The sequence below is a fragment of the Vibrio sp. 1159 genome (assembly GCF_033340395.1).
Classification (GTDB): Bacteria; Pseudomonadota; Gammaproteobacteria; order Enterobacterales; family Vibrionaceae; genus Vibrio; species Vibrio alginolyticus.
In genome coordinates this window covers 30,299-49,839 of sequence record NZ_JAWOWL010000028.1, presented here as the reverse complement: position 1 = coordinate 49,839, position 19,541 = coordinate 30,299, and the positions used below count along the sequence as shown (strand labels likewise).

The window sequence follows — 19,541 nt, the reverse complement described above, 5'->3', positions numbered from 1 at the left end:
TTAGTGTTCCTTTCGAACAAATTGACGCACGATCCATTCTCCAGCGAACAAGCCACCAGCAAGTAAGTAGCTGATGAGGCCGTTATAAAGCGTCCATATTTTTACTGGTAGGAAACAGGTATAGAGTGCAACGGCAGCGTTGAGCGTAAAAAAGGCGCACCAAACCATCGTCACTTTGCGAGTGTAAGCCACGCCACTAGCCGGAAGGTCGGGTTCTTGCAAGCGAGCAAGCCTCTCTATGATCGATTGCGGCTGTTTTAAGCTCAGTCCAAATACACACAGCATACATAAATTGACAACGACAGGGTAAAACTGAAGCCACCCGTGTTGTTTAAACACCATGCCAAGTGTAATTAGAACAATGCCAACAGCGCCCGTAGCGAGCGCCAAGAATTTAAACTCTTTTAGTGGGGTCTTATTTGCGACGAAAACACGCAAAAGTAACGCAGCAATTAACAAGCCCCCAACTAAGTTCAAGCCATATTTATCTATACCGAAATAGACGGCGAAGGGGTAGGCAAGCAGTACAATTGCAGACAGACCAGTCAGCAATTGGTGCATTAACTTTCCTTCAATAACTCAGTAACAGCGTTAACCACATCGTCAACGGTTCTTACTGCACTAAACTCTGCTGGCTTGATTTTTTTGCCAGTGACATTCTGTAGGTGTACGACCAAATCAACGGCGTCAATGCTATCAAGATCGAGATCTTGGTATAAGTGCGCATCTGATTGAATGTCGGCTGCGTCAATTTCGAACAGCTCAACAAGCGCATCTTTAACTTGTTCAAATACTTGATCTTTATTTACATCAGTCATGAATATACCTACAACTTATTCATTAGTTTGAGAAGAAACGTATTTCGCTAGATTTGCTACAGACGCAAAGTGTTCGCGCGTATTTGAGTCGTCGGCATCAATAACGATGTTGTATTGTTTTTTTATTGCGAGTCCAAGCTCAAGCGCGTCGATAGAATCTAAGCCAAGTCCATCACCAAAAAGTGGTGCATCCGTTTCAATATCATCTACGGTTAAATCTTCAAGGTTTAAAGCATCAATAATAAGTTGCTTAATGTCGTTGTGTAACTGTTCCACTGGGACCTGCTTATTAATAAAAGTTTTCTGGAAAAATGTTTTCAGCTAGGTGCTGTTGTAAGCGTCGCGCCGCTATTGTCGGCGACGTAGTTTGCTTTATAAAGGGCGTAATCTCAACTTTATCCTTAACTTCAACCCTGAAAAAGGGCTTTGTTGCCGGTACTTGATACCATTTTTTCTCTTTTGTGAGGAAACTTGGCGTTACCGTAATATGGACAACTCTTAAATCTCGTTCTGTTCTTACCGCAATTTGTGCTGCACCGCGTTGTAATTTCGGCTCTACACCTGGTGTTGTTCTTGTTCCTTCAGGAAATATAAGCAACACGTTGCCTTTGTTAAATCGTTCATCACAGAGTGCTAATAAATCATCCGGTGCTTCATTGGGAATATATCCGGCTGCTTTTACGATGTGCTTCATAAAAGGATTCGACCATATTGCCGATTTTACTAAACAGTCGCAGCGATTTAATTGTGAAGCAATGAGAACGTAATCGATTAAACTAGGGTGGTTGGCAACAATTAAACAATTACGATCTTGTTGAAGAATATCGGCACCAATAATTTGATAATCGATTGCGCCACTTAGCTTCATCAATTTACAAAATGTGTTGAATGAATATCGAATCGCACCCTGAACTTTATATTCGCGTTCCGTTTGGTCTGAAACAAAAATACGAATGGTCGGAATAACAATGAAACTCAGTACTAAACCACCTAACCCAAATACTGAAAAACAAAAGCCTGTTGCTAGCACACGCCAATACTGATTTAAGCGAGTCATTTTTTGTGCCATTCCCAAGCTTGTTGCGGAGCGAAAATAGTCCACTGGCTTTTATCTAACAAGTATTGTTTCAAAAATACTAAACCTTGAGGAAGAGGATGACCGGAACGTTCTGCGTTTATGGAGCTTTGTATCGCGAAATTGTCTCCATGAGAAAGTATTAAGCCAAGTCCAAACCCTTGGTATTGTTGGTTTTCATATTCTAAATAAGAGTCAGGCATAGGCTCATCAAAATCAACAAGCAGTACTTTTTTGTCAGGATTGTCGGACAAAAACAGCCATGCTTCTAATATTGCGCTTTGGAATGTGTTTTCTGCCGCAGCGATAGAAGTTAGGGGAATGGGTTGTTTAGTTGCGATAGTGGCAAGCCCTGCGGCGGTATTGTGCACCGATTGAGAAAAAGCCATCGGAGACGCCTCTTCTCCATTAATTATATCTTCAACTAGTGCGACGCTGCGATGCAGTTCACCATGACGGCTTGAAAATACAAGGTAATCAACTTGATGTTGATTAAGCATTTCGATTGCAGTTTGTACCGCCAGTTTACTGAGTGGGCTCATTCTTCTGCGCATCATCGCAGGAATATTTGCAACATTGATTTTGCCATCTTCTGGCCATTTTATCTCTGTTGCCCATTGTTTCCATTCATTGGATTCGGATAAACCGAATGAATTCGCTGTCCACGCATCAATATTGAACGAAATGTTGATCTTCGAGTTTGGCATATTGGGTTAAATTGTTTATTTTACAGCTCGATACAAATTGGGGTTGACCCAAATTCACAATAAAAAGGAAATTATCATGTCGCGTTTTAAGCTGTATGTCTCGTTATTATTAACTTTGCTTCTTGTTGGTTGTGGACGAGTACAACCTGTAATGAACGTGGAGGATACTCCAGTTGCTTATGATCTTCAAAATAAACAAGTAAAAATGGCCATAGTGCAATCAGCAACTAACCGAGGCTGGACGATCGAAGAAGTAAGCCCTGGTGTTCTTATTGCAAAAATCCACGTTCGTAAACACTCTGCAGAAGTAAAAATCCCATACAATAATAAATATTACTCAATTATTTATCTCAACTCAGTAAATCTCAAAGCAAGTGATGGCAAAATCCACCGCAATTACAATCGTTGGGTAAACAACTTGAATGTTGATATTCAGCGAGCTATTGCATTGTTGGGCAATCAATCTCAACAATAAAACTATTAATTGCAGTTAGGTTTTTCCGTGTTAAATCAAAATAATGACCCTTTTAATGCTTTTGAAGCGAAGACAGAAGCTCAGAAGTTATCTTTTGCACCAATCGTGTTCCAGACCGCCAAAACGCTTCGAGATTTAGGTATTTTAGCCGCTTTAGACAGCGCTGGCGCTCAAGGCATGAGTGCCACAGATATTGCCGAGAAAACGGGAGTATCAGAATATGGTGTTAAAGTACTGTTGGATATGGCGATTAGTGCGCATATTGTTTTATGGGAACGACCTAACTATTCGCTTGCAAACCTTGGTTTTTACCTTCTTCATGATGGTATGACGAATGCAAACATGGATTTTACGGCAGATGTTTGTTACGCCGCGATGATGCATTTGACGGAAGCAATTCAAGAAGGTAAACCGTCTGGTTTGAAAGAGTTGGGCAATTGGGAGACCATCTATCAAGGTCTATCGACGTTACCAGAACAAGCCAAACAGAGCTGGTTTAAGTTCGATCATTTCTATTCGGATCGCTCGTTCCCACTTCTGCTTAAAGAGGTATTTGCAAGCAAGCCAAAGCATCTTGTGGATATTGGCGGAAATACGGGAAAATGGGCGATTCAGTGTTGTAAACATGACCCTGACGTTCAAGTGACGATTGTTGATTTACCACAGCAATTAGAAGTAGCGATGAAGAATGTTTCAGAAAACCAGTTCGTCGAGCGTGTACGTCCATACCCTGCAAACATGCTGGATAAAGCACAAACATTGCCTGGACACGCTGACGTATGGTGGATGAGCCAGTTCTTGGATTGCTTTTCCCCAATTGAGATCCTCAATATCCTTAAAAAAGTTAAAGCCCAGTTAACGAAGGGAGATACTATTTACGTATTGGAGCTGTTTTGGGATGCTCAAAAATACGCGGGAGCTTCCTATAGCCTTAATGCCACTTCTCTTTATTTTACCTGTTTAGCTAACGGTAATAGTCGCTTTTATCGCAGTGATGATTTCTTAGAAATTGTCGAAGCGGCAGGTTTATCTGTCGTTGAAAGAACCGACAATATTGGCCTTGGTCATACCTTATTAAAACTACAAGCAAACTAAATTCAGAATGAAAACAGAGCTCAAGCAAGTTGTTGTCGTAGGAGCGGGGCCATCAGGTTCAACCGTTTCTGCCTTATTAAAATCGCGTGGCATAGATGTTGTTGTCTTAGAAAAAGCGACTTTTCCACGTTTTTCCATAGGAGAAAGCCTACTCCCTGCATGTATGGAAGTTGTTGAACAAGCAGGAATGACCAATGCAGTAAAGCAGTTTGGCTTCCAGTATAAAGATGGTGCTGCATTTCGTCGTAATGGTGTATACACCCAGTTCGACTTTACAAACAAATACACACCAGGACCGGGCACGACGTTTCAGGTTCAACGTGCCAACTTTGATAAAGTATTGGCAGATAGCGCTGAAGAGCAAGGCGTAGAGATTCGTTATCAGCATGAGCTGCTCAACCTAGTGTTTGAAGGGAAAAAGTCTCGATTAGAAGTGCTCGACTCAAATAAGAAGGCTTATCAAATCGAAGCAGATTTTGTGCTGGATGCAAGTGGCTTTGGGCGTGTTTTACCACGCTTGTTGGAGCTAGAAGAACCTTCTTGTCTTCCGCCTAGAAAAGCGATCTTTACCCATATCGAAGATCATATCTCTCCCCAAGAGCCGGAATACGATCGCAACAAAATTTTAATTTCAGTTCATCCTGAAAATCACGACGTATGGTACTGGCTAATCCCATTCTCTAATGGTACCTGTTCGTTTGGTGTGGTGGGTGAGCCAGAATTTTTCGAAAAATACCCAGAAGATAAGATTGCAGCGTTGCAGCAGTTAGCCAATGAAGAGCCGGGTTTGGCTGCTTTATTGCGAAACGCGAATTACCCGAATCCAGCAGGCGAGTTGGGTGGCTATTCTGCTAACGTCAAACGTTTAGCGACAGAGCACTACGCGTTGCTTGGTAATGCAGGTGAGTTTCTTGATCCTGTATTTTCATCGGGTGTCACTATCGCCATGAAATCGGCAGAGTTTGCAGCGGACTGCGTGGTTCGTCAGCTGAATGGTGAAAAGGTTGATTGGCAAGAAGAGTACTCGCAACGCTTAATGGTGGGAGTGAACACATTCCGCACTTATGTGGAAGGCTGGTACAACGGCACGTTGCAAGATGTGATTTTCTATCAAAACCCGAATCCACGTATTAAACAGATGATTAGTGCGATTTTGGCTGGATATGCTTGGGATACGAATAATCCTTACGTAAAACAAAGTGAGCAGCGTTTGTCGACGCTTGCAGAACTGGTTCGGGAAGCTGAACTGTAAGAATATACATTCGCTTATCCGAGAATCAGTAAACCTAGGTCTTACCAAAAAATTGGTAAGACCTTTTTAATGCCTCTTTACTTTTACTTCTAGCGTGTTGGAGACACATTGACCACTTACATCGGTGTGTATCGAATTTGAGAATTTTTATGGTGACATTGATCACACCTAGAATTCCTGTTGCTGATATTTATATTAAATTTGTAGGAAATGGATTACATTCTGGGAGTGTTCCCTACATCCGGCTTCGTTGTGAAAACGGTTTATAAGCAACTGTATAAGTTAGTAAAGTTCCAAAAACTACACCAAAAAAAAGACAAGTTTCTTACCAAATCAATTCGCTTGGTGAGTTCGAGCCATCGACTACGCCAAACGCTTCCTCTACTTTCTAAAATTGTCGAAGAACATGACGCATCAACGGTCTCTTCGATTGCAGATCCCGAGAACGCGGTAGCGTGGGGAGGTAAAGTTTCTCCAGAGTTCAAATCTAAAGTCATCCGTATTAGTAAAGAGCTAAAGATCAATCCTAATCATCTTATGGCGTGCATGGCATTTGAAACTGCTGAAACTTTCAGTCCAAGCATCAAAAATGGTTCCGGAAGCGGGGCTACAGGGTTAATTCAATTTATGCCCTCTACCGCAGAGTCATTAGGAGTGAACACAAAGACTCTTGCGAGAATGGGCGCGCTTGAACAACTTGACTATGTGAAAGCGTACTATTGGCCCTATCGAAATAAAATTAATAGCTTAGAAGATGCTTACATGGCCATTCTCTACCCTGCTGCGATTGGTAAACCGCCGTCTTTCGTTTTGTTCAGACAAGGCTCAATTGCCTATCGACAGAATGCAGGTATCGACCGCCACAAAACGGGGAAAATCACGCTTAATGATGTTTCCTACAAAGTGAGGAAAAAATTAGAAAAAGGTTTGCAGCCCAATTTCCTGGGCTAAGATTGTATCATGTTCCTAGTTTTTCGCGCATGAATCCTTCTGTTACTTCACGGGGATTCTGATACACTACGCGCCCATTTCCTCTGTTGAGACCTTTCTATGCCATTTTCTAAGCTTGGTTTAAGCGCATCGATTGCTGATGCAGTAAAAGCGCTAGGTTATGAAAAACCCACTTCTATCCAACAAAAAGCCATTCCAATCGTATTGCGTGGCCGCAATTTAATTGCAGCAGCGCAAACGGGCACAGGTAAAACGGCCAGTTTTGTTCTGCCAATCTTAGAAAAGCTTAGTCGAGGCGAAACGCAACGTAAAAAACGCGCTCGTGCGATTATCCTAACGCCAACACGCGAACTTGCGCTTCAGGTTCATCAAAGTATTGAAGCTTATGGTAAAAACTTACCATTACGCTCAATGGCGATGTTTGGTGGTGTGGATTATGCACCACAAAAACAAGCCTTGATCGAGGGTGTCGATATTGTGGTAAGCACGCCTGGGCGCTTGATTGATCTGTACGGTCAACGCGCGATTCACTTTGATGAAGTGGAAATGCTAGTGCTTGATGAAGCCGACAAAATGTTGGAGATGGGATTCATCGATGCGATCGACAAAATCGTCGACTGTATGCCAGAACATGTGCAAAGTTTGCTTTTCTCAGCGACGTTATCTAACCCTGTTCGTGACTTGGCGAAAAATGCGATTATTGATCCTGAAGAGATCACGATTGCAAAGCACAGTGCCTCAAAATCAAATATTAAACAGTGGATCACGACCGTCGATAAAGACATGAAGTCGTCGCTGTTAAGTCACTTGCTTAAAGAAAATGACTGGTCGCAAGTACTGGTATTTATTGAAACTAAACACGGCGCAGCCAAACTGGTAAGCCAACTTGAGAAACGTGGCATTGTGGCAGAAGCATTCCACAGTGGCCGTAATCAGCGTGTTCGCCAGGAATTAATAGAAAAGTTTAAAGCGGGTGAAATCCAGTACTTAGTCGCAACCGGCGTTGCTGCGCGCGGTATTGATATTGATAATCTGCCAGTTGTCATCAACTACGATTTACCTTACCCAGCGGATGAGTATGTACATCGTATTGGTCGTACAGGTCGTGCTGGCGCGAAAGGTGAGGCGATATCACTGGTTTCAAAAGACGACTTTAAGAACCTCTGCATGATTGAAAGTCGTTTAGGGCACTTGCTAGAGCGAGTGGAAATTGAAGGTTTTGCGCCAAGAAAGCCAGTACCAATTTCAATTTTAAATTACGTGCCTAAGAATAAACGTAAACCGCACGATAAGCGCGAATCAAAATAGCCAGTTTATCCCATGATCTAAAAGCCGCATTCTTGCGGCTTTTTGCGTTTTTAAGCATCCAATTATGTAGCCATCGCGACGGTTTCTATTCGGTAATGAGGAAAAAAGTTAATCAGTGTCATACGCTTAACACGTAAAGTGAATCAAGGTGCGTTAAGCTTTTGTCAATTATCTGTCCGCAGGTTTGCACAAGGTAAGGAATGGGCGCAAACTTTTTTGCTTGCTAATGAATGCATAAGATGGGGCACAAATGAAAACAGGTGATAAGCAATTCGCCGTTATTGGTCTTGGCCGATTTGGTTTGGCAGTGTGTAAAGAGTTACAAGATTCAGGCGCTCAAGTTTTAGCCGTTGACATCAACGAAGACAGAGTTAAAGAAGCCGCCAGTTTTGTTAGTCAGGCGGTTGTGGCTAACTGTACTCACGAAGAGACGGTTGCTGAGCTCAAACTTGATGATTACGACATGGTGATGATTGCCATCGGAGCGGATGTCAATGCCAGTATTCTTGCGACATTGATTGCTAAAGAGGCGGGAGTAAAGTCAGTATGGGTTAAAGCCAACGACCGCTTCCAAGCTCGTGTTCTGCAAAAAATTGGCGCAGACCACATTATCATGCCTGAGCGTGACATGGGGATACGTGTCGCGCGTAAAATGCTCGATAAACGGGTTCTTGAGTTCCACCCATTAGGCAGTGGCTTAGCTATGACGGAGTTTGTGATTGGCTCTCGTTGGATGGGTAAGACACTAAGTGATTTGGCTCTGTGCAAAGTCGATGGCGTGCAAGTGCTAGGGTTTAAACGGGGCCCAGAAATTACCAAGGCACCTGACCTTAATACCACACTAGAAATTGGTGACCTAATTATTGTGGTCGGCCCTCAAGATGCGCTCGCAAATAAATTAAAATCGCTATGACGTATTTTCATCAGAAAGGTGTTTTTTACGCACCAGATGGTAAACAAGAGAAAGCGAAAGGCAACGAACCGCGAATTATATTGCTCAGTTTTCTCGGTGTTTTACTGCCTTCTGCGGTATTGCTAACCTTGCCAGTTTTTTCTGTTACGGGCCTGTCGATAACGGATGCTTTGTTTACCGCAACGTCCGCTATTAGTGTGACAGGGCTTGGTGTTGTCGATACTGGGCAACACTTTACGCTTGCGGGTAAAATCTTGCTGATGTTTTTAATGCAAATCGGTGGGTTGGGGCAGATGACGTTGTCGGCGGTCTTACTCTATATGTTCGGCGTGCGTTTGAGTTTGCGTCAACAAGCGCTGGCGAAAGAAGCATTAGGGCAAGATCGGCAAGTCAATCTAAACCGACTAGTAAAGCGGATTGTTGTTTTCGCGCTTGTTGCAGAAACGATCGGGTTTATTTTTCTCTCTATCCGCTGGGTCCCTGAAATGGGCTGGCAGACTGGTATGTTTTACGCCTTGTTTCATGCAATTTCTGCATTTAACAACGCTGGGTTCGCGCTGTTTTCTGACAGTATGATGAGCTTTGTGAATGATCCGTTGGTTATCTTTACACTGGCGGGGCTATTCATTTTTGGCGGGCTTGGTTTTACTGTTGTGGGTGACATCTGGCTAAACTGGCGCAAAGGTTTCCACTTTTTGCATCTTCACACCAAAATCATGCTGATTGCGACACCGATATTGCTCTTAGTCGGAACGATGATGTTTTGGTTACTTGAGCGAAGCAACCCAAACACAATGGCGTCTTTACCTGCAACAGGGCAATGGTTGGCGGCATTCTTTCAATCTGCGAGTGCTCGAACGGCAGGGTTTAATAGTGTTGACTTGGCGTTGTTTACCCAGCCAGCCTTACTGGTCATGATTGTTCTGATGTTAATTGGAGCGGGTTCCACCTCAACGGGGGGCGGTATTAAAGTTTCCACATTTGCTGTTGCGTTTATGGCTACGTGGACCTTTTTACGCCAAAAGAAACATGTGGTTATGTTTAAGCGAACCATAAATTGGCAAACTGTGACTAAGTCATTGGCAATTATCGTTGTGAGCGGAGCCATCCTGACAAGCGCAATGTTTTTATTGATGCTTACCGAGAAGGCCAGCTTTGATAAGGTTATGTTTGAAACCATTTCCGCATTTGCCACAGTGGGGCTCACCGCCGGTTTGACTGCGGAACTTTCTGAACCTGGTAAATACATTATGATCGTGGTGATGATCATTGGTCGTATTGGGCCGCTCACGCTTGCCTACATGTTGGCACGTCCTGAACCTACCTTGGTCAAATACCCAGAAGACGCCGTTCTTACAGGTTAATATAGCGTTAAACAATGGCCGCGCGACCATTACGAGCATTGATTAATAGCAGTGCTCGTACATTTATAGAATATGTGGAATGTTGCCCAGTTTTACCTACAAATTCGTAGAAGTTCATTTCTTCTTCCTTTCGTTTCGATACTATTCATTCACTCAATTTATATTCTCAGAAGCTACGCTCATAACAGCGTTTTGGAATCCGACGCTTTTGTAGTGTGACACCAAACTACGTCGTGTTATCTGAGCGAATTGATACCAGCCTTCGTCAATAGTCACTCAGTCTTACTCTATGCCCATAGGGTTACTTTGTGTTTGTTGTGCTTGGTATGAATGAACGAATCGAAAAGATGGAGTCGTACTTTGAAATTCAACACACTCGCCATGGCTATGCTAACTGCGCTTCTTGCAGGGAAGAGCATGGCAACTACTCCGCCATCGCCGGTTTGGCATACTATTGCGTTGAGCGATGGTAGCTCCAGTGAGGCAATTCTACGTGGAACGGCAGATTTCCACTGGTTTGAAGATAAGCAGGGCAATGCCTTACTTCAGGAAGACGGCGTTTGGTTTTTCGCGCAGATTCAGCGCGAGTCAGACACGCCAATATTGATCTCGACAGGTGTGGTGAAAACGCAGTCGAGTGAGCCACCTGAGTCGGCGAGGTTTCGCCCGGATTTACAAGTTAAACCGCAATTATCTTCTCTAAAAACCATTGAGCCGATGGCACGAAAAAACCTACTGCGTTCGGCGCAAGGTTACCAGGCGATGAGCAGTTCAACGGTGAAGCAGCAGCCCCTATTGGTTGTGCAAGTTTCGTTTGATGACCAAGCAATGGTGCATGATTTTGAGCAACGCGTATTTAATACCAATGGTCAAAGCGTTGTGGATTACTTTGATAAAAACTCTCAAGGTAAATTCAAAGTTGTTCCTGCACTTGAGAGTTACGGCACCGCCAATGACGGTGTGATAGATGTGACTGTGGCACAAAGCCACCCTAACTGTCACTCTAGTTCGACTGATAAGACATGCACCGCCAAGTTGAATGCGGTTTTCACCGAGGCTTATCAAAAACTGGATCCATACTTTAATCTTTCGGCCTACGACAGCAATCAAAATGGTACCGTAGAACCGTCAGAACTCTCTGTCATGTTTATTTTTGCGGGGGGTGATCGTTCAACAGGGGTTCTCAACCGTCCTGCGATTTGGCCGCACAAATTCTCTCACAATGATGTCACATTAGATGGTAAAAAGATCACAGACTATTGTGTGTTCGCTGACTATCAAGTTGATCATCAAGCGACGTTGGGCGTGATCGTACACGAGCTTGGTCACTTAATGCTTGGCTTACCGGATTTGTACGCAAGGAACAGTGATGCCTCGATTGGCTCTTGGGGCGTGATGGGTGGCGGTTCATGGGCGCAGAAACCGGGAGATTCATACGCTGGTGACACTCCGGTGAACATGAGTGCATGGAGCAAACACGCTGCTGGTTTTGTTGTACCAACGGTAACTCATGAAAGTCCAGCGCCTATTTCTGTGAACAACGACGATGTCAAGCTGGTGTATCTCGACCCGTACTTGAAAGAGTTTGGTCCACGTATTTACTTGGAAAATCGCACCTTTAGCGGTTACGACCGAGCATTGGCGGCTGAAGGTATCCTAGCGACGTCGGTCAATGTCCAGAACCGCTTTAATGATGTTGGCGCGATGCAGGTTCAAATCATGCAGGCTGATGGTCTGAATGAGTTAGAAAATGATGGTAGGAGTGACGCTGACGATTTATACCCTAATGGTGGCGATGTCATTTCAGATACATCGACCCCGGGTCTGAGAGCGATCACAGGGTTTGATACTGGGGTTCGTATTTCCAACATTGCCAGCAACACCAACGGCGGTAGCTTTTCTCTTGAGCATACAAACGAACCAAATAAATCAGCATGGCTGAACTCTCTTCACCAAGGTTATGTGTACGCGAGTGGGAGTAACTCTCTGGCGGTGTCACTGGACTTGAATAGTGATACAGAGCTTGATGGCCTTCAACTTTATGCGCAAAGAGATAGCGCTCAAAGTGACATGACTTATCGAGTTTGGCGATTCCCATTTTCTGGAAACATTGGCTATCGATTAATATTGAATCAAAACAACGCTGAGCTTTTACAGCAAGGTAACTTCCAAAAGTCATCTCGAATTTTATTCCCCCAATCAAGCCAATTGAGTGCGGGTCAGCACTTATTGGTCGTTGAATTGGAAGGCGGTCAATTTGATGCAAACTTTGACTTCGGCCGCTTGCTAAAAACTGAAAAAGCCTCCCTACCTGTAATGTGGACTGGTGATTACAGTGAGATTGGCACGTTTGGTCTAGAAAAAGCCGGGTTCTCTTATATTCCGTTTGCAGCATTATTAAATGTGGATGCGAGCAACTTGGTTGAAGCGAAATCTGATTCGTTACAAACCAATAAAAATACGCCAATCAAACTGAACCTGATGGACAATGATTTCATGGCGGTAGGGTATCAGTTCAATGTGGACATTGTGCAGAAGCCTGAGCACGGCACCATCTCTGGTAACCAGTACCAACCTGAAGCTAACTTCGTTGGTCTGGACACTTTCCAATATCGTTTGTTGTCGGTTGATGGTGCGTACTCATCTTCAATCGTGAATGTGCAGGTGGAAGTGCTTGGCAGCAACGAAGCGCCAGTGGCCGTGATTGATGTTGATAATAAAGACATGACGGTTGGGCAGCGAGTCACGTTGTCTGCGTTAAATAGTACGGATGCTGATGGTGACGTGTTGAGTTATAAATGGGAGCAGTTGGCTGGCACTTCAGTTTCTCTTGGCAATGCAACCAGTGTTAGCACAAGCTTTACGGTGCCTCAAGGTGCAAAAGCGGGTGAGGTTCTGACATTCCGTTTAACCGTGACTGATCCTAGTAATGAAACGTCCAGTGCTACCGTCGATTTAACCATGAAAAACGCAGCGCCACTTACGCTTGCAGATACGGCGACCGTTGCCGTTGGTGAAAGTATTCTGATTGATGCAGCGAGCAATGATTCGGATGTGAACGGCGATAAACTGGTTGTAGAAAGCGTACAGAACGTAACGGGTGTGGGAAGTGCGAGTGTAGAGAATGGCAAAATCCGTTTTCAAGCACCGGATAGCCCTACTGACGGCATCAAGCTGCAATATACGGTTTCAGACGGTCATGGTGCCACTGCTACGGGGGAAGTTATCGTGACGGTTGTTGCTTCTTTGAAGACAACGATATTCAAGAACTCTGAAGGTAGCGGCAGTGTTTCTTATTGGGCTTTGATGTTACTTGCAACATTAGGCTGGCGACGTCGCGTCTAAAACGGTATTGAATTGCGGTATAAGCCACTCACATTGAGTGGCTTATTTTTTATCTGATCTATTTTGGTTTCGTTCTCATTGTCTTATGAGATGTGTTTCTCATTATTTTTAAAGCGATTTTTCTACTCTGCGGTTACCCTAGGGGCCGATTTTTATGAACTAAGGATGTTATATGTCTACCGAGGGCTTTTCTGTTTCGGAAATATGCCGAGAAGCGGCAGTGATGGTCAGAAGGAATCTACTCGCAATTGTTATTGCTTGTATTCCGTTGATTATCGTGCACTCAATTTTTGCTTTTATGTATCCTGAAATGACGGGGCAAGATCAAGCGAACGTTCAAGAAGGCAATGTCGCAGGATTTTATTTCGTCACAATTATTTTGTACCCACTTGTTGCCGCTATGGCGGCTGTGCGTGTGCATCGAATTTATTTAGCCGGCGATTACATGCACTCTGCGTTGGATGTATTTCGTTTGTCAGCTCGAGAATTCCGTTTCATAGGCTGGTGGATACTGTTTGGACTGATGATGATGCTCGTTATTGGTATCCCGATCTTTGTGTTGTCGTTTATCTACATTGCAGAAAGTGGTGAAGCCGACTTTGTTGCTATGGCTATTATCACAACGATTGCAAGCATTCCTGGCTATTGGGTAATGGCGCGATGGTCATTTGTGTTGCCAGCGACAGCAATGGATCATCAGCCGCGCAGTTTGCGTCGTTCGTGGAACCAGAGCAGACCATACAACAAACAAGTATTCATTTTGATGGGACTAATTCCATTGGGTGCGGGCTTGCTCAGTCAGCTGATCTTTAGCCACTTTACGAATCTCTTTATGTTGAGCCTCGTCGGTGTGGCTTATGGTATTTTTGGCGCGTACCAGCTGGCATTGTTATCGTTGAGCTATAAAACGGTAGTGGATATCGAACGCGCTCGTTTTGATACGCCATCACAGCCACCAAAAACGGGTGAAGAATTTTCCGCTTAACCCTTTGATCGTTTTTACATGCTACCTCCGTTTAGGAGACGGTCTGCGGCAGGTTGATACCTTCCTGCCGCCTTCGCGTTATTCACGCAAAATACCCATGCCCATTTCATGGCTGAATGACAGGGACATTCACACGTATACTCACAACAGTACTTCTTTTTATTAAGGAACCCTACATGTCCATTTGGCAACGGGTCAATTTCACCCATCGCTTTAGTCAATTACCGTCAGCGTTCTATACGTTGGTCGAGCCACAACCCTTGGATAACACTCGCTGGGTCGCTTGGAATGGTGAGTTTGCACAGCAGTTTGGTTTACCAGCAGAGCAAAACGATGAGTTATTGGCGGTTTTTTCTGGGCTAAGTGAATTCGAACAATTTCGTCCTCTTGCGATGAAATATGCAGGCCATCAGTTTGGCGTTTACAACCCAGATTTGGGCGATGGACGTGGATTACTGTTGGCAGAAATTGAGCATCAGGATGGTACTTGGTTTGATCTTCACCTCAAAGGTGCAGGGCTAACGCCTTACTCGCGAATGGGAGATGGGCGAGCGGTATTACGCTCAACTATCCGTGAGTACCTGTGCAGTGAAGCCATGGCGGGCCTTGGGGTTCCCACGACACGTGCTCTCGGTATGATGGTCAGTGATACACCTGTTTATCGAGAAAAAACGGAATCGGGCGCTTTGTTACTTCGAATGGCTGAAACCCATGTTCGATTCGGTCACTTTGAGCATTTCTTTTACACCAACCAGTTAGCAGAGCAGAAGCTGTTGGCGGATAAGGTGATTGAGTGGCACTTTGCTGATTGTGCATCGGCGGAGAAACCATATGCCGCGATGTTTGACGCCATCGTGACTCAAACAGCCGAGATGATCGCATATTGGCAAGCTTTTGGTTTTGCGCATGGTGTGATGAATACCGATAACATGTCAATTCTTGGGCAAACTTTTGATTATGGTCCGTTTGGCTTTCTTGATGATTATGAGCCGGGATACATTTGTAATCATTCAGACTACCAGGGTCGTTACGCATTTGATCAACAGCCTAGAATTGCGCTTTGGAACCTGTCAGCACTGGCGCATGCGCTATCGCCACTCGTTGAACGAGAAGATTTAGAATCGTCGTTGAGTCAATTTGAAGTTCATTTAAGCCAGCAGTTCAGCCGCCTCATGCGTGAGAAGTTGGGCTTAAAAACCAAGATAGCGGAAGACGGGCGTTTGTTTGAAGCTATGTTTGAGCTTCTTCACCAGAACAAAACGGACTACACTCGCTTCTTCAGAACGCTTTCAAACCTTGATAATGCGCCTTCCCAAGCCGTAATCGATTTATTTCTCGACCGAGAAGCTGCGCGAGCTTGGCTTGAACTGTACTTAGCTCGGTGTGAGCTAGAGGTTGATGAACTAGGGGGCCTGATTTCAACCGAACAGCGTTGCAAACAGATGCGTCAAGCCAATCCCAAATACATCTTGCGTAACTACTTGGCTCAGTTGGCGATTGATAAAGCGGAAGAAGGGGACTTTAGCGAATTACACCGATTGGCCGAACTGTTAAAACGCCCATTTGATGAGCAACCTGAGTTTGATGATTACGCGAAATTGCCGCCGGAATGGGGGAAGAAAATGGAGATAAGCTGTTCTTCATAAATGGGTCATTTCCCACCCATTTGTATCTTTTTCTTGGGTGGAATTCACTCGTTACACTTCGGATTCATGTTAATGGGCTATGTTAATTTATTGAAATACATATAAATTTTAACATGGTCCATTAATTGCTCTTTGTTGAATATCCGTACCCATCGCCTAACACCTAGTTACTCATGGACGGGATGGGATGTGATTCAACAAGGAGAATAATAATGTTTAAGCCTCTAACTCTACTATCTGTCTCTGCACTTGCTGTTACCAGTTTTAATGCTGCCGCAAATTGTGACCCGGGTGAAACGGTCATCAAGTTTAGCCATGTAACGAACGCGGACAAACACCCTAAAGGCATCGCGGCTTCGTTACTTGAAAAGCGCGTCAACGAAGAGATGAACGGTAAAGTCTGTATGCAGGTGTTTCCTAACTCAACACTGTATGATGATGACAAAGTGTTGGAAGCGCTACTGAATGGTGATGTTCAACTCGCTGCTCCTTCTCTTTCTAAGTTTGAGAAATTCACCAAGAAGTACCGCCTTTTCGATCTTCCTTTCTTGTTCGATGATGTCGACGCGGTTGACCGTTTCCAAAACTCGGAAGCGGGTGAAAAGCTGAAAAATTCAATGAAACGTCGTGGCCTACAAGGCATTGCGTTTTGGCATAACGGCATGAAGCAAATGTCAGCCAACAAGCCGCTCATTTCTCCAACTGATGCTGAAGGACTTAAGTTCCGTGTTCAAGCCTCTGATGTACTCGTTGCTCAGTTTGAGCAGCTAGGTGCTAACCCACAAAAAATGTCGTTCAAAGAAGTTTACGGCGGCTTGCAAACTAAGGTTATTGATGGTCAAGAAAATACTTGGTCAAACATTTACGGCAAAAAATTCTTCGAAGTTCAAGATGGCATTACGGAAACGAACCACGGAATTCTGGATTACTTAGTTGTGACGTCAAACGACTTCTGGAAAAACCTACCAGATGATCAGCGCGAGCAGTTAAATACCATTATTCAAGAGGTAACTGCGCAGCGTAATGCTGAGTCAACCAAAGTAAACCTTGCGAATAAGAACAATATCATCGAAGCCGGTGGTGTGGTTCGTACTCTAACGCCAGAACAGCGCCAAGAGTGGGTCACTGCACTTCAACCAGTATGGAAGAAGTTCGAAAAAGACATTGGTTCTGACCTAATCGAAGCCGCTTTGGCGTCTAACCAAAAATAATAACACCTAGCACATTTAGCCCTCTCAAACTGAGGGGGCTCTTTCCCCCTACAGACGACGTGATGTAATTATGGAACAGACTTTTTTTGCCAAGGCTGGACGAATCACTGATGCCATTGAAGAGACTTTGATTGCTTTCTTCTTGGGTGCCATGACCTTGCTGACCTTTGCCAATGTCATCTTTCGTTATGTCTTTAACGACAATATTCTTTGGGCGCTTGAGCTCACCGTTTTCATGTTCGCATGGATGGTGTTGGTTGGCGCATCTTATGGTGTGAAAAAACACTTTCATATTGGTGTCGATGTCATTATTAACATCGTTCCGGAAGGTAAACGAAAAGCCCTGGCGCTTTTTGCAGCAATGTGTTGCTTAGCCTTCTCTATTTTGCTGTTAATTGGCGCTTGGAACTACTGGTATCCGTTCGCTACCGACCGAGCGTGGTATGAAACGGACGATATTCCGATGCCTGAAATACTCCAGTTCATGGCCGACTGGTTAAATGAGGGAGAGCGTTATGAAAAGCTGCCACGTTTTATTCCTTACTTCGCTTTGCCACTTGGAATGGCGCTACTAACGTTTAGATTTGTTCAAGTCACGTGGCAAATCGCTACTGGTAAGCTCGATCGCTTGATTGCAGGACATGAAGCGGAGGAAGAGCTCGAATCTCTTAAAGCTGAGATGAGTGACGCTGAAGACGTAATGGCTCCAAAGGCCTCGCAAGACGCTAAAAACAAGGAGCAATAAGCCATGGATATCTTATTTCTATTTTTGATGGTAATTGGCTTTATGCTGGTTGGCGTGCCAATTGCTATTTCGCTGGGCCTTTCCAGTGTTCTTTTCCTTTTAATGCATTCGGATGCCTCTTTAGCGTCAGTTGCTCAAACGCTGTTTAATGCATTCGCGGGCCACTACACGCTATTGGCTATTCCATTCTTTATATTGGCTTCAAGCTTTATGTCGACGGGTGGCGTAGCAAAGCGGATCATTCGTTTCGCCATTGCCATTGTAGGCTGGTTCCGCGGCGGTTTGGCGATGGCTTCGGTTGTAGCGTGTATGATGTTTGCCGCGTTGTCAGGTTCCTCACCTGCAACGGTTGTTGCCATAGGTAGTATTGTTATCGCAGGTATGATCAAAAACGGTTACTCAAAAGAGTTTGCCTCTGGGGTAATTTGTAACGCAGGTACGCTAGGGATTTTGATCCCACCTTCGATTGTGATGGTGGTGTATGCAGCCGCAACGGATGTGTCAGTTGGACGTATGTTCCTTGGTGGTGTGATTCCCGGTTTGCTGGCGGGTGTCATGTTGATGATCGCGATTTACATTGCCGCGAGAATCAAGAACCTTCCAAAGCAACCTTTTGTCGGTTGGAAAGAAACTTTTGATGCCGCCAAGGATGCAAGCTGGGGCTTGTTGTTGGTCGTCATCATTCTTGGTGGTATCTATGGCGGTATCTTTACGCCGACAGAAGCCGCTGCGGTTGCTGCTGTGTACTCATTCTTTATTGCTAACTTTGTATACAAAGACATGGGGCCATTTGCAGACAAGAAAAACACTAAACCTGCGCTCGTTAAAATCTTCCAAACCTTTGTTCATAAAGACACCAAACACACCCTGTATGAAGCGGGCAAACTCACCATCATGCTGCTGTTCATCATTGCTAATGCCTTAATTTTGAAGCATGTTTTAACGGAAGAACGCATCCCGCAAATGATCACCGAGTCGATGCTCTCCGCTGGTCTCGGACCCATCACTTTCTTGATTGTGGTGAACGTCTTGTTGTTGATTGGTGGTCAGTTTATGGAGCCATCAGGCTTGTTGATCATTGTTGCGCCGCTCGTGTTCCCAATTGCGATTGCATTAGGCATAGACCCAATTCACTTGGGCATAATGATGGTGGTGAATATGGAGATAGGAATGATAACGCCGCCCGTGGGTCTTAACTTATTTGTGACCGCTGGTGTTGCCAAAATGTCGATGATGAACGTAGTGAAGGCAGCATTACCCTGGGTTGGAGTGATGTTCTTATTCCTAATTATCGTCACATATGTACCATGGGTTTCGACTTGGTTGCCTACTACCTTGATGGGGCCGGAGATCATTACCAAGTAATGGAAGCCAGAAAGTAGAAAGAGGTGTGAGAATTCACACCTCTTCGTCTATTGACTTGTAACAAGTTTTGCGCGGGTCTGAATTAATTCGACGTTCATAGTGTCGCCACCTCTTTTTATTTTTGCGACGCTCTTCACCGAATCTTCTCTCTTCTTGATAGCAACCGTCTACGAGCACGGTATCTGTAACAATCGGTATTCTCACTTTTTCGTTCATATCTATAACAACCATGATAAACCCGTTGTTAAAAATTATGATTCAAGTTGAATATAATGCCAGCTATTTG

The 19,541-nt window shown here is 44.4% G+C and carries 19 protein-coding genes; 13 read left to right on the top strand and 6 right to left on the bottom strand.

The window, feature by feature from the left end:
• From R7127_RS19190 to R7127_RS19170, 5 genes are read right to left on the bottom strand one after another with little or no spacing between them, the layout of a single operon-like run.
• Positions 1–561 carry a hypothetical protein gene (locus R7127_RS19190; protein ID WP_064376290.1) on the bottom strand — a complete coding sequence of 187 codons (561 nt, stop codon included), beginning with the start codon at positions 559–561 and terminating at the stop codon, positions 1–3.
• On the bottom strand, positions 561–818 hold the full coding sequence (locus tag R7127_RS19185; RefSeq protein ID WP_005382279.1) for an acyl carrier protein: 258 nt from the start codon (positions 816–818) through the stop codon (positions 561–563). Before R7127_RS19185 ends, R7127_RS19190 begins: the two co-directional genes overlap by 1 nt.
• Positions 819–833: 15 nt before the next feature.
• Positions 834–1,094 carry a phosphopantetheine-binding protein gene (locus R7127_RS19180; RefSeq protein ID WP_005382278.1) on the bottom strand — a complete coding sequence of 87 codons (261 nt, stop codon included), beginning with the start codon at positions 1,092–1,094 and terminating at the stop codon, positions 834–836.
• A 13-nt stretch (positions 1,095–1,107) separates the two neighbouring features.
• Positions 1,108–1,875: a lysophospholipid acyltransferase family protein gene (locus tag R7127_RS19175; RefSeq protein ID WP_005388305.1), complete on the bottom strand. Its 768-nt coding sequence runs from the start codon at positions 1,873–1,875 to the stop codon at positions 1,108–1,110.
• Entirely contained in the window at positions 1,872–2,600 is a 729-nt protein-coding gene (locus R7127_RS19170) for a beta-ketoacyl synthase chain length factor (protein WP_064376289.1), read from the bottom strand. Before R7127_RS19170 ends, R7127_RS19175 begins: the two co-directional genes overlap by 4 nt.
• A 76-nt stretch (positions 2,601–2,676) precedes the next feature.
• On the opposite strand from R7127_RS19170, the gene R7127_RS19165 reads away from it, so the two are divergent.
• The 13 genes from R7127_RS19165 to R7127_RS19105 all read left to right on the top strand — a co-directional run bounded on the left by R7127_RS19165 (position 2,677) and on the right by R7127_RS19105 (position 19,255).
• Complete coding sequence (locus R7127_RS19165) at positions 2,677–3,075, top strand: hypothetical protein (protein WP_005382272.1); 399 nt, start codon at positions 2,677–2,679, stop codon at positions 3,073–3,075.
• A gap of 27 nt (positions 3,076–3,102) precedes the next feature.
• Positions 3,103–4,170 (top strand): class I SAM-dependent methyltransferase, encoded by a 1,068-nt coding sequence (locus R7127_RS19160; protein WP_005388297.1) that lies wholly within the window; start codon positions 3,103–3,105, stop codon positions 4,168–4,170.
• Between the two features lie 7 nt (positions 4,171–4,177).
• Positions 4,178–5,422, top strand: coding sequence for an NAD(P)/FAD-dependent oxidoreductase (locus R7127_RS19155; RefSeq protein WP_085569948.1), 1,245 nt, complete (start codon positions 4,178–4,180; stop codon positions 5,420–5,422).
• A 210-nt stretch (positions 5,423–5,632) separates the two neighbouring features.
• On the top strand, positions 5,633–6,373 hold the full coding sequence (locus R7127_RS19150; protein ID WP_085569947.1) for a transglycosylase SLT domain-containing protein: 741 nt from the start codon (positions 5,633–5,635) through the stop codon (positions 6,371–6,373).
• Between the two features lie 99 nt (positions 6,374–6,472).
• Entirely contained in the window at positions 6,473–7,681 is a 1,209-nt protein-coding gene (locus R7127_RS19145) for a DEAD/DEAH box helicase (RefSeq protein WP_085569946.1), read from the top strand.
• A gap of 250 nt (positions 7,682–7,931) precedes the next feature.
• The gene (locus R7127_RS19140) at positions 7,932–8,594 is read left to right on the top strand and encodes a potassium channel family protein (RefSeq protein WP_005388291.1); all 663 of its coding nucleotides are present in this window, start codon (positions 7,932–7,934) and stop codon (positions 8,592–8,594) included.
• Positions 8,591–9,958 (top strand): TrkH family potassium uptake protein, encoded by a 1,368-nt coding sequence (locus R7127_RS19135; RefSeq protein WP_005388288.1) that lies wholly within the window; start codon positions 8,591–8,593, stop codon positions 9,956–9,958. Before R7127_RS19140 ends, R7127_RS19135 begins: the two co-directional genes overlap by 4 nt.
• Before the next feature lie 360 nt (positions 9,959–10,318).
• Positions 10,319–13,303, top strand: coding sequence for a M6 family metalloprotease domain-containing protein (locus R7127_RS19130; RefSeq protein ID WP_318148479.1), 2,985 nt, complete (start codon positions 10,319–10,321; stop codon positions 13,301–13,303).
• A 172-nt stretch (positions 13,304–13,475) separates the two neighbouring features.
• Positions 13,476–14,288: a hypothetical protein gene (locus R7127_RS19125; protein WP_033906890.1), complete on the top strand. Its 813-nt coding sequence runs from the start codon at positions 13,476–13,478 to the stop codon at positions 14,286–14,288.
• 176 nt (positions 14,289–14,464) lie between these two features.
• On the top strand, positions 14,465–15,934 hold the full coding sequence (locus R7127_RS19120; RefSeq protein ID WP_064376287.1) for a protein adenylyltransferase SelO: 1,470 nt from the start codon (positions 14,465–14,467) through the stop codon (positions 15,932–15,934).
• A 212-nt stretch (positions 15,935–16,146) separates the two neighbouring features.
• The gene (locus tag R7127_RS19115) at positions 16,147–17,145 is read left to right on the top strand and encodes a TRAP transporter substrate-binding protein (RefSeq protein ID WP_017634784.1); all 999 of its coding nucleotides are present in this window, start codon (positions 16,147–16,149) and stop codon (positions 17,143–17,145) included.
• 70 nt (positions 17,146–17,215) lie between these two features.
• Positions 17,216–17,890: a TRAP transporter small permease gene (locus tag R7127_RS19110; RefSeq protein WP_005384308.1), complete on the top strand. Its 675-nt coding sequence runs from the start codon at positions 17,216–17,218 to the stop codon at positions 17,888–17,890.
• 3 nt (positions 17,891–17,893) lie between these two features.
• Positions 17,894–19,255: a TRAP transporter large permease gene (locus R7127_RS19105; protein WP_005382255.1), complete on the top strand. Its 1,362-nt coding sequence runs from the start codon at positions 17,894–17,896 to the stop codon at positions 19,253–19,255.
• A 33-nt stretch (positions 19,256–19,288) separates the two neighbouring features.
• Here the strand turns inward: R7127_RS19105 and R7127_RS19100 are convergent, their stop codons facing one another.
• Entirely contained in the window at positions 19,289–19,471 is a 183-nt protein-coding gene (locus R7127_RS19100; protein ID WP_021034161.1) for a hypothetical protein, read from the bottom strand.
• Between the last annotated feature and the right edge of the window lie 70 nt (positions 19,472–19,541).

Bases quoted from the DNA above. Each gene is read 5' to 3' on its own strand.
- R7127_RS19140 (WP_005388291.1), top strand. From the start codon at position 7,932: ATGAAAACAGGTGATAAGCAATTCGCCGTTATTGGTCTTGGCCGATTT.
- R7127_RS19135 (WP_005388288.1), top strand. From the start codon at position 8,591: ATGACGTATTTTCATCAGAAAGGTGTTTTTTACGCACCAGATGGTAAA.
- R7127_RS19165 (WP_005382272.1), top strand. From the start codon at position 2,677: ATGTCGCGTTTTAAGCTGTATGTCTCGTTATTATTAACTTTGCTTCTT.
- R7127_RS19170 (WP_064376289.1), bottom strand. From the start codon at position 2,600: ATGCCAAACTCGAAGATCAACATTTCGTTCAATATTGATGCGTGGACA.
- R7127_RS19185 (WP_005382279.1), bottom strand. From the start codon at position 818: ATGACTGATGTAAATAAAGATCAAGTATTTGAACAAGTTAAAGATGCG.
- R7127_RS19100 (WP_021034161.1), bottom strand. From the start codon at position 19,471: ATGAACGAAAAAGTGAGAATACCGATTGTTACAGATACCGTGCTCGTA.
- R7127_RS19110 (WP_005384308.1), top strand. From the start codon at position 17,216: ATGGAACAGACTTTTTTTGCCAAGGCTGGACGAATCACTGATGCCATT.
- R7127_RS19155 (WP_085569948.1), top strand. From the start codon at position 4,178: ATGAAAACAGAGCTCAAGCAAGTTGTTGTCGTAGGAGCGGGGCCATCA.
- R7127_RS19125 (WP_033906890.1), top strand. From the start codon at position 13,476: ATGTCTACCGAGGGCTTTTCTGTTTCGGAAATATGCCGAGAAGCGGCA.
- R7127_RS19190 (WP_064376290.1), bottom strand. From the start codon at position 561: ATGCACCAATTGCTGACTGGTCTGTCTGCAATTGTACTGCTTGCCTAC.
- R7127_RS19175 (WP_005388305.1), bottom strand. From the start codon at position 1,875: ATGACTCGCTTAAATCAGTATTGGCGTGTGCTAGCAACAGGCTTTTGT.
- R7127_RS19150 (WP_085569947.1), top strand. From the start codon at position 5,633: ATGGATTACATTCTGGGAGTGTTCCCTACATCCGGCTTCGTTGTGAAA.
- R7127_RS19105 (WP_005382255.1), top strand. From the start codon at position 17,894: ATGGATATCTTATTTCTATTTTTGATGGTAATTGGCTTTATGCTGGTT.
- R7127_RS19120 (WP_064376287.1), top strand. From the start codon at position 14,465: ATGTCCATTTGGCAACGGGTCAATTTCACCCATCGCTTTAGTCAATTA.
- R7127_RS19145 (WP_085569946.1), top strand. From the start codon at position 6,473: ATGCCATTTTCTAAGCTTGGTTTAAGCGCATCGATTGCTGATGCAGTA.
- R7127_RS19115 (WP_017634784.1), top strand. From the start codon at position 16,147: ATGTTTAAGCCTCTAACTCTACTATCTGTCTCTGCACTTGCTGTTACC.